Annotated in this window: 7 protein-coding genes and 3 pseudogenes; 2 read left to right on the top strand and 8 right to left on the bottom strand. The window is 41.7% G+C overall.

Annotated elements, in window-relative coordinates:
- The 3 genes and pseudogenes from LC586_RS39035 to LC586_RS39045 all read right to left on the bottom strand — a co-directional run.
- Positions 1 to 252 (bottom strand): annotated as a pseudogene (locus LC586_RS39035) (hypothetical protein); the annotation flags it as partial.
- A 190-nt stretch (positions 253 to 442) separates the two neighbouring features.
- Positions 443 to 1,438: pseudogene (locus tag LC586_RS39040) on the bottom strand (transposase); the annotation flags it as partial.
- 188 nt (positions 1,439 to 1,626) lie between these two features.
- Positions 1,627 to 2,094, bottom strand: a complete 468-nt coding sequence (locus LC586_RS39045; protein WP_229491165.1) for a double zinc ribbon domain-containing protein — start codon at positions 2,092 to 2,094, stop codon at positions 1,627 to 1,629.
- Between the two features lie 77 nt (positions 2,095 to 2,171).
- On the opposite strand from LC586_RS39045, the gene LC586_RS39050 reads away from it, so the two are divergent.
- Together LC586_RS39050 and LC586_RS39055 are read left to right on the top strand one after the other, a co-directional pair.
- Positions 2,172 to 2,366 (top strand): hypothetical protein, encoded by a 195-nt coding sequence (locus tag LC586_RS39050; protein WP_229491166.1) that lies wholly within the window; start codon positions 2,172 to 2,174, stop codon positions 2,364 to 2,366.
- Positions 2,365 to 3,757: pseudogene (locus tag LC586_RS39055) on the top strand (Tn3 family transposase); the annotation flags it as partial. The gene LC586_RS39050 and the pseudogene LC586_RS39055, both read left to right, overlap by 2 nt.
- Positions 3,758 to 4,056: 299 nt before the next feature.
- Here the strand turns inward: LC586_RS39055 and LC586_RS39060 are convergent.
- The 5 genes from LC586_RS39060 to LC586_RS39080 all read right to left on the bottom strand — a co-directional run bounded on the left by LC586_RS39060 (position 4,057) and on the right by LC586_RS39080 (position 6,610).
- Complete coding sequence (locus tag LC586_RS39060; protein ID WP_229491167.1) at positions 4,057 to 5,004, bottom strand: hypothetical protein; 948 nt, start codon at positions 5,002 to 5,004, stop codon at positions 4,057 to 4,059.
- A gap of 31 nt (positions 5,005 to 5,035) precedes the next feature.
- Entirely contained in the window at positions 5,036 to 5,494 is a 459-nt protein-coding gene (locus LC586_RS39065) for a DUF1392 domain-containing protein (protein WP_229491168.1), read from the bottom strand.
- The gene (locus LC586_RS39070) at positions 5,491 to 5,889 is read right to left on the bottom strand and encodes a MerR family transcriptional regulator (RefSeq protein ID WP_229491169.1); all 399 of its coding nucleotides are present in this window, start codon (positions 5,887 to 5,889) and stop codon (positions 5,491 to 5,493) included. The genes LC586_RS39065 and LC586_RS39070 overlap by 4 nt, the downstream gene beginning before the upstream one ends.
- Before the next feature lie 17 nt (positions 5,890 to 5,906).
- On the bottom strand, positions 5,907 to 6,116 hold the full coding sequence (locus tag LC586_RS39075; RefSeq protein ID WP_229491170.1) for a hypothetical protein: 210 nt from the start codon (positions 6,114 to 6,116) through the stop codon (positions 5,907 to 5,909).
- An 89-nt stretch (positions 6,117 to 6,205) separates the two neighbouring features.
- A complete protein-coding gene (locus LC586_RS39080) occupies positions 6,206 to 6,610 on the bottom strand; it encodes a hypothetical protein (RefSeq protein ID WP_229491171.1) in 405 nt (134 codons plus the stop codon).
- Between the last annotated feature and the right edge of the window lie 182 nt (positions 6,611 to 6,792).

Raw genomic sequence — 6,792 nt, forward strand, 5'->3', positions numbered from 1 at the left:
AATACTCGGTAATGCTTCAGAAAAATTCTGTGTATTAAAAGTAGAAATATTTGAATTCTTCCGTGTAATACATGGAGTTAGGTTACTTCTAACTATTTCCTCTAGATAGTCAGCCCTGGTTAATCCCAAGCATTCAGAGGCGATACCTAACGCCTTCCAGGTATCATCTGTTAGTCGTAAAGAACGCACCTCTCGGTAGTCCGAGCTTTTAATCGCAAACTTCCCCTGAATATCCCTTTTCATCTTTTTCATAGGATATGTCTACCATGTAATACACGGTATTTTAAAAATCTTTTTAGGAATTGTCAACCGTGTATTACATGGTAAAGTTACTTGAACTTATTCTTTAAGCATCTTGTGGTTGCAATTGTTTGAAACGAGACGAGCGAGTCTGAGCAAGAGGTATGCCATTTAACCAAGCATCCAACCGTACTAAATTAAGTTCCACTGCTTGCTCGTCGGTAATGGTGGATAGGGTTGTGTGGACGTTGGTGATGAAACGGGGGCTATCTTCGTCGCAAATCTCGGTCATGTGTACTTTATAACCAACCCAATCGATGCTGCGTTTGCTACTGTAGTGAGCTTCGACATCATGGGGCGAATGAATCGCAATTGTAGATGGTGGCATATCTTTCACAGTACGCCATTTTACTCGGACATCTGGCTCTGGGGCATAAAATTGCTGTACCCATATTTGACGCAGGGTTTCTACTCCTGGTATTTGTCTTAACCACTGTGGCGCAGTTGGGTCATTGATTGCGTCTAACAGCGCCAAACCGTCTGCTCCAATTGTGCTGCCTAAAGCTTCTCGCTCGGAGTCAAGCTTTGGTAAACGATAATTTTCTACACGACGACCATAGCGGTCAAACCAATCAGGCTGAATATTTGTTGCTAACCAGTCAGGTGCTGCAACTGCTAAACTATCGAGCGCAACGCGCATCCCTTCCCCCAATGTCTCTAATCGATTGAGGGTGCGTATTGCACCTAAAACGTGGGTTGAATCTGTACGCTGTCTGCGATGAGTTTTGAGCAATTCGGCTTCCCTCAACCGGGTTAGCAATATATCTAGTAACTTTTGCTCTGCGCCACCAGTGAGTAATCGAGTACGGAACTCAGAAAGGATGGAATAGTCAAAGCCTGGGTCAGTTAATGGGAGGCTCAATAAATACTTCCAGTCAATATGTCCACGTACTGCATCTGCTGCCTGTCTGTCAGATAAATTCTCCATAAATTGCATTATGCACACCAATGCTAACCGCCAAGGTGCATATGCTGGCTGCCCGTTTTGTGGAAATAAGTGGGCAAATACTTCCTCCTCAAAGATACTTCCCAAGGTATCCCGGATCTTCATGTAAATATTTCCTTTTGGGAAAGATGCACGCGCCACCTCTACTGTTTGTTGAGGTATGTCGGGGATATTTTGGGGATGCATCAACATGGTAACAATTTATCTAAGCGTTCAGGATTTAATTATCCTATCGCTGCGGAAGTAATCAGAATTTTCGTGCAATATTACGTTGCCAAAATTGTTAAGCAATATTTCGCCAACAGTGTCAGCGAAGCTGTCACCAGGGGCAAGATAGGCTGAAAGTATTGTGGAGTCTGGGTTTGATAAAAAAGAGTTGATTATTGGGTATAAGCTGTTTTGACAGGCGTTTTATAAGCACAGCCACAAATTGGACAAAATCGGTGTCTCAAAGACAACACCAACTCACCGCAATTCGCGCAGTTAGCTCGAATCGGTGTACCGCAGAGATAACAAAACTTGGCTTTGACGTGACTCCACATAGGGTCAGCCGCCGCGCCAGGATTCCAACATTGAGGACAAAACTTAACCCCTCTAACCTGAGAGACTTCCTCACCCTTGATTACAGCATCCAAATATTCTTGAGGCACGCCAAGCGCGATCGCTAACCCTTGAAGTGTCCTACGATTAATTTTAAGCGTAAGTCCTCGCTCGATTTTCCCGACAGAGCGTCCATGTATACCAGCAGCATCCGCCAACTCAGACTGAGTTAAATTGAGTTTCTTCCTGACCCGTGACACGTAACTAGCAAGGGATTCATCGCTATTGGGAGTTTTAAAAGTATCCATAAAAAGCTCAGGGCTAACTGCTCAAAAGATATATAATTTATCAATAAAAAACCAAGCGAGAGAATACAGAAACAACCGTGAAATCGGCTGTAACTTTAGCCACTGTCACGACCGAATTTCTAGAGCGTTCTGGTCTAGCACCAAGTACTAGAGAAACCTATGAACTGAGCCTCGGACTTTTACTGCAAAAGTATGGAAGTTGGTCAATAGAAATTATCAGTAAGCAAACATTAGTTGAGTATCTAAATAATCTCAGTCATTTAAAGTACTGAATTAAAAACAGACCCAGGCAGAATTGGTGTAGAAAGTTTTCAAAAAGAAGTTGCTAAGTTAGAGATTTTTGAGCAATTAGAATTACCAGCAGACTTATTTAAAAAAATCCCTACCAAAGTTCTCCAAGTCTATAAAAGTCGGGTAATTGTTGAACATCCTCGTGACTTACGCCGTCACCCAGAACATATCCGCTACACACTATTTACAGCTTTCTGTTGGCTCAGAAGTCAAGAAGTTATAGATAATTTAGTAGAGTTACTCATCCAGATTGTGCATCGCATAAGTGCCAATGCAGAAAAACGTGTAGATAAAGAACTTATTCAGGATTTTAAACGGGTTCATGGGAAGAATAATCTACTATACCAAATGGCAGAAGCTTCTTTGAAAACACCTGATGGCACAATCAAGGATGTGATTTTTCCTGTGGTGAGTGAGGTGACTCTCAAGAATTTAGTGAAAGAGTATAAATCTACAGGGAATGCTTACCGTGAGAAAGTTTATACGGTGATGCGCTCTTCTTATGGTGGATATTATCGCCGAATTTTACCGTTAATTTTAAACAAGCTAGAATTCCGTTCAAATAATGAAGTTCATCGTCCAGTTATTCAAGCGATAGCTTTACTGAAAAAGTATGCTGATAGTAAACAACGTTATTATGATCCAGGAGAAGATATACCCATTGATGGGGTATTACGTAGTGGTTGGCAAGAAATTATATTAGAGACGGGAGCAGACGATGAAATCAAAGTTAATCGCATTAATTATGAGTTGAGTGTGCTGCAAGCATTGAGAGAAAAGCTCAGATGCAAGGAAATATGGGTTGTAGGAGCTAATCGTTACAGAAACCCTGAAGAAGATTTACCTGCTGATTTTGAGACTCAAAGATTAGAATATTTCCAAGCTTTGAAACAACCATCAGATGTGGAAGTCTTTATTGCTAATTTGCAGCAATCTTTGGAGCAATCATTAACTTTATTAGATAATGATTGAAGGATTATTACGCCACTGTACTGAGATGAAAGTGGAGACAAATTATGTGGATAGTCACGGTCAAAATGAAGTGGCTTTTGCTTTCTGTCATTTACTAGGTTTTCAGTTAATGCCGCGTCTTAAACGTATAAATGTTCAGAAGTTATACCGTCCGTCAACTGGAAATAATGATGCTTATCCAAACTTGCAACCGATTTTAACTCGCGCTATTAATTGGGATTTAATTCGCCAACAATACGACCAAATGGTGAAGTATGCTACTGCTTTGCGTTTGGGTATGGCAGAAACTGAAGCCATCTTAAAGCGTTTTACTAGGGGTAATTTATTACACCCTACTTATCAAGCCTTGGCGGAATTGGGCAAGGCTGTAAAAACTATATTTTTATGTAAATACCTGCATCAGTAAACCAAAAAGTTTTTCCTCAAAGAGCGATCGCTCTTTGAGGAAAAACTTTTTGGTTTACTGTTCATTGGCTTGTTCAAGACTCAAGAAATCGGGGTAATAAGTGATGGGTAAAACTGGGACTGATTCAGAGAAGAGTGTGAGTTGTTGCATAATACTTTGTTGTTATTTTTGATGGATGAAAATCTAAAAACCTGCTTCCGATTTCGAGTGATGAAGCGAAAACTGATACCATAGACTCAGCATTCATCACGTATGTAATCAGGCAATCGCACTAGACTAATGAGTGCGATTTTTCATTTTTTGACTAACATCCGTGCCTTCTTAGTAGCAAAAGCCCCCGCAGTTCTTAGTGCAGCAGTAGGGTTTGGGTGAGCGAAAAACTCTTCAATTGCCTTGGTCAATCCAGATGCAACCATTGGGTCATGGCAGGCGTAAACGTAAACTGGCTGCTGAGTGCCGTTGACCAGCCGCATTTCCTGACGCTCTCCCAGTTGGGGGTAAAAGGTGCGAACCCAAGTACCGAGATGACCGCGATAATGAGAACCGCTCAAGGGGACTTTTTTCCCTAACTCCGTCTCTGCAAAGTTGACCACACCCATCCATTTCTGTTGGCTACCGGAAAGTGCTTGTTGATTTTGTTGAGCTAGGAGATTGGCGGCGAAGTCTTGAAAATGCTGCTCTATGTATGGGTTGAGTTTGCCCCCTGTAAGTTCAGCTAAAGTCTTCATCGCCTCGACCAAAGTTTGTAGGCGCTGCTCAACTGGTGGGAGGGCAGGGACAGGTGCAGTGGGAGTCTCAACTTTAGGTGTAATGTTAGGCACTCCTGCAACTAGCTCTAAGATGATTGTTCGCACTTGAGCGGCTACTTCCGATTCAGTAAGCAACATTGCGATGCGGAGTGTTCCAGAAGGTGAAAATACCCTGGCTTGGGATGTTCGGGATGGTAGACCCAATGTGGAGCGACCATCAGATAAGTCCTTACCAGTTAGTTTTTTGGTTTCGTTAGCCTGAAACTCCTTACTGTTTCTTTCGTAGATATGCTTAATAGCTGGTATAGAAGATTGGAAGTACTGGGATAATTGCTCGACTGTGGCCCATCCTTCCCCATTCCAAAGGGCGAACACTATTGCCTTTGCTTTGCTGAGAACTTCTTGGGCGCTCTCATCATCTAGGTTAGAAAGTGCAGAGGTTCTTAATGATGGAGACTCGACTAAAACACTTTGATTTAAAGGTAAACTCATGTTGCTTGACTCCTAAGTAAATTTCAAAACTTTAGATATTTACCCGCACTAAACTTTTTTCACCAACCAGTGAGAAACGATTAGATATAGTTAGTGGTGGCGTTAACGTTGGCGACATCAATTCAACGAGATAAAACCAAGAATTATTCACCAGCGCAACTCCTAAAATAAGACGCTGTTTTGTGTCATTGCTATAAGAACACAAGATTACTTTCTGCCCCAAAATAAAAATCGGTTTTTGCACGAGTAGGTTTTCTAATTCTCCAGTCCCAATGATTTGATGTTGTGTGGCGTGGAGTATTTCATTACGGCAATCAATTGAATAAAGCCAAGTTTCATGTTTCCACTGAATACCGCAGCAGTAACCAAATGTTCTCGTGGTTCGGAGGTACACTCTCTCCAGTAAATTGACCTCAATAGGTGGAATTGTTTGACCCCAAGGCGGGGAGAGATACCAGCTTGTTTTCAGGGCGTTAATGTGGTCAATCATGCTCGTCTTCCTAATAAGTAATTAATGGCTTCTTTATCAATAGAGGCAATACGCTTTTTTAGATGTTGTGGTGGGTTGTCAAAAAAGTGTTTGAGATGCCATCTCCGAACTTGATAACGCTTAGAAGAACGGCGGCTAGTTTTCAACCAACCACGTCGTACCCAACCAGAAACGGTGGTGGAATGCACACACAGAATACGGGCGATTTCAGCACTACTATAGTTATCGAGAAAGGGACTTGTAGAATAACCCAAAGTCCAAAGCTTAGTAGCAATAGCAATTGGAGTGCGGAAATAGCCATGTCTTTTTAAGATTGAGGCTATTTGTTTAGGTGTATAAAGTTCAGCCTTAGCTTCAATGATTGCGAGTTCTTCATCAGTCCATTTTGTATGCATTTGATTACCTCCCATATTTATGCAGACTTAGTAGAAGACTGTTCTTGTACAATTCGAGCGCTAATAGATTCAAAATCCACTTGAAAGATGTTCATATCTGTGACCATTCCCCCAGTGTTGTAGCGGTCTACGATGTGCTGTTTAATTGCGGATTGATTTAGCCCATCAGGGATATCAATATGGGCTTCACTTGTGATTCTTTCGACTACTGTGACAATGACTTTCATGGTTTAATTCCTCTAAGTTGAGAATTCAGGAGTCAGGAATCAGGAATCAGAAGCCAGAATAATTTTGTATTCTGAATCCTGATTCTGATTTACACTGCCCCAGTTTTTACTGCTTGTAACTGTTGCATCCATGCGCTGATTGCAGCTAACTCATCCGCACCGTTAGCAACAGCATCAATAACCTGCTTTTGATACGAAGATTCGGCATGATTGGGATACTCGCACTTATCTGCTGCCCAAGCCAAACACATAGTTTTTATCAGTTCATTAATCTTGCTAATGTCAAGTGAACTAGGAAGATTAACATCTTGAAATTCCAACCACTCCTTGACCAAATCAAGGGGATAATCAAGCAAGGTGCGAATATTTCTTACTCGTAAGTCTTGAGGGTGTACTGGTTGTGGAACTACGCTAAGTTTTGGTGTGGCTGGAATATTTGATGAAGTCCCACCTAAGCGAGATTGAATGTCATGAATGATTGTTGCCCAATCCAAATCTCTACTCCATTCCCTGTAAATCTTGGTTTTTGTTGCAGCATCGTAAAGATTACAATTAAACTAAGCCACCTCGTCACCAAAGCGACTCGTCTTCAAAACCGGACGTGAGACTTTCACCTCATCCGGCTCCTCAGTAATTTGGTGCTTGTCCAATTGCATACCTCCAACCGAACCATCTT

The organism is Nostoc favosum CHAB5714, assembly GCF_020829495.1.
In the GTDB taxonomy this organism is placed as follows: Bacteria; Cyanobacteriota; Cyanobacteriia; order Cyanobacteriales; family Nostocaceae; genus Nostoc; species Nostoc favosum.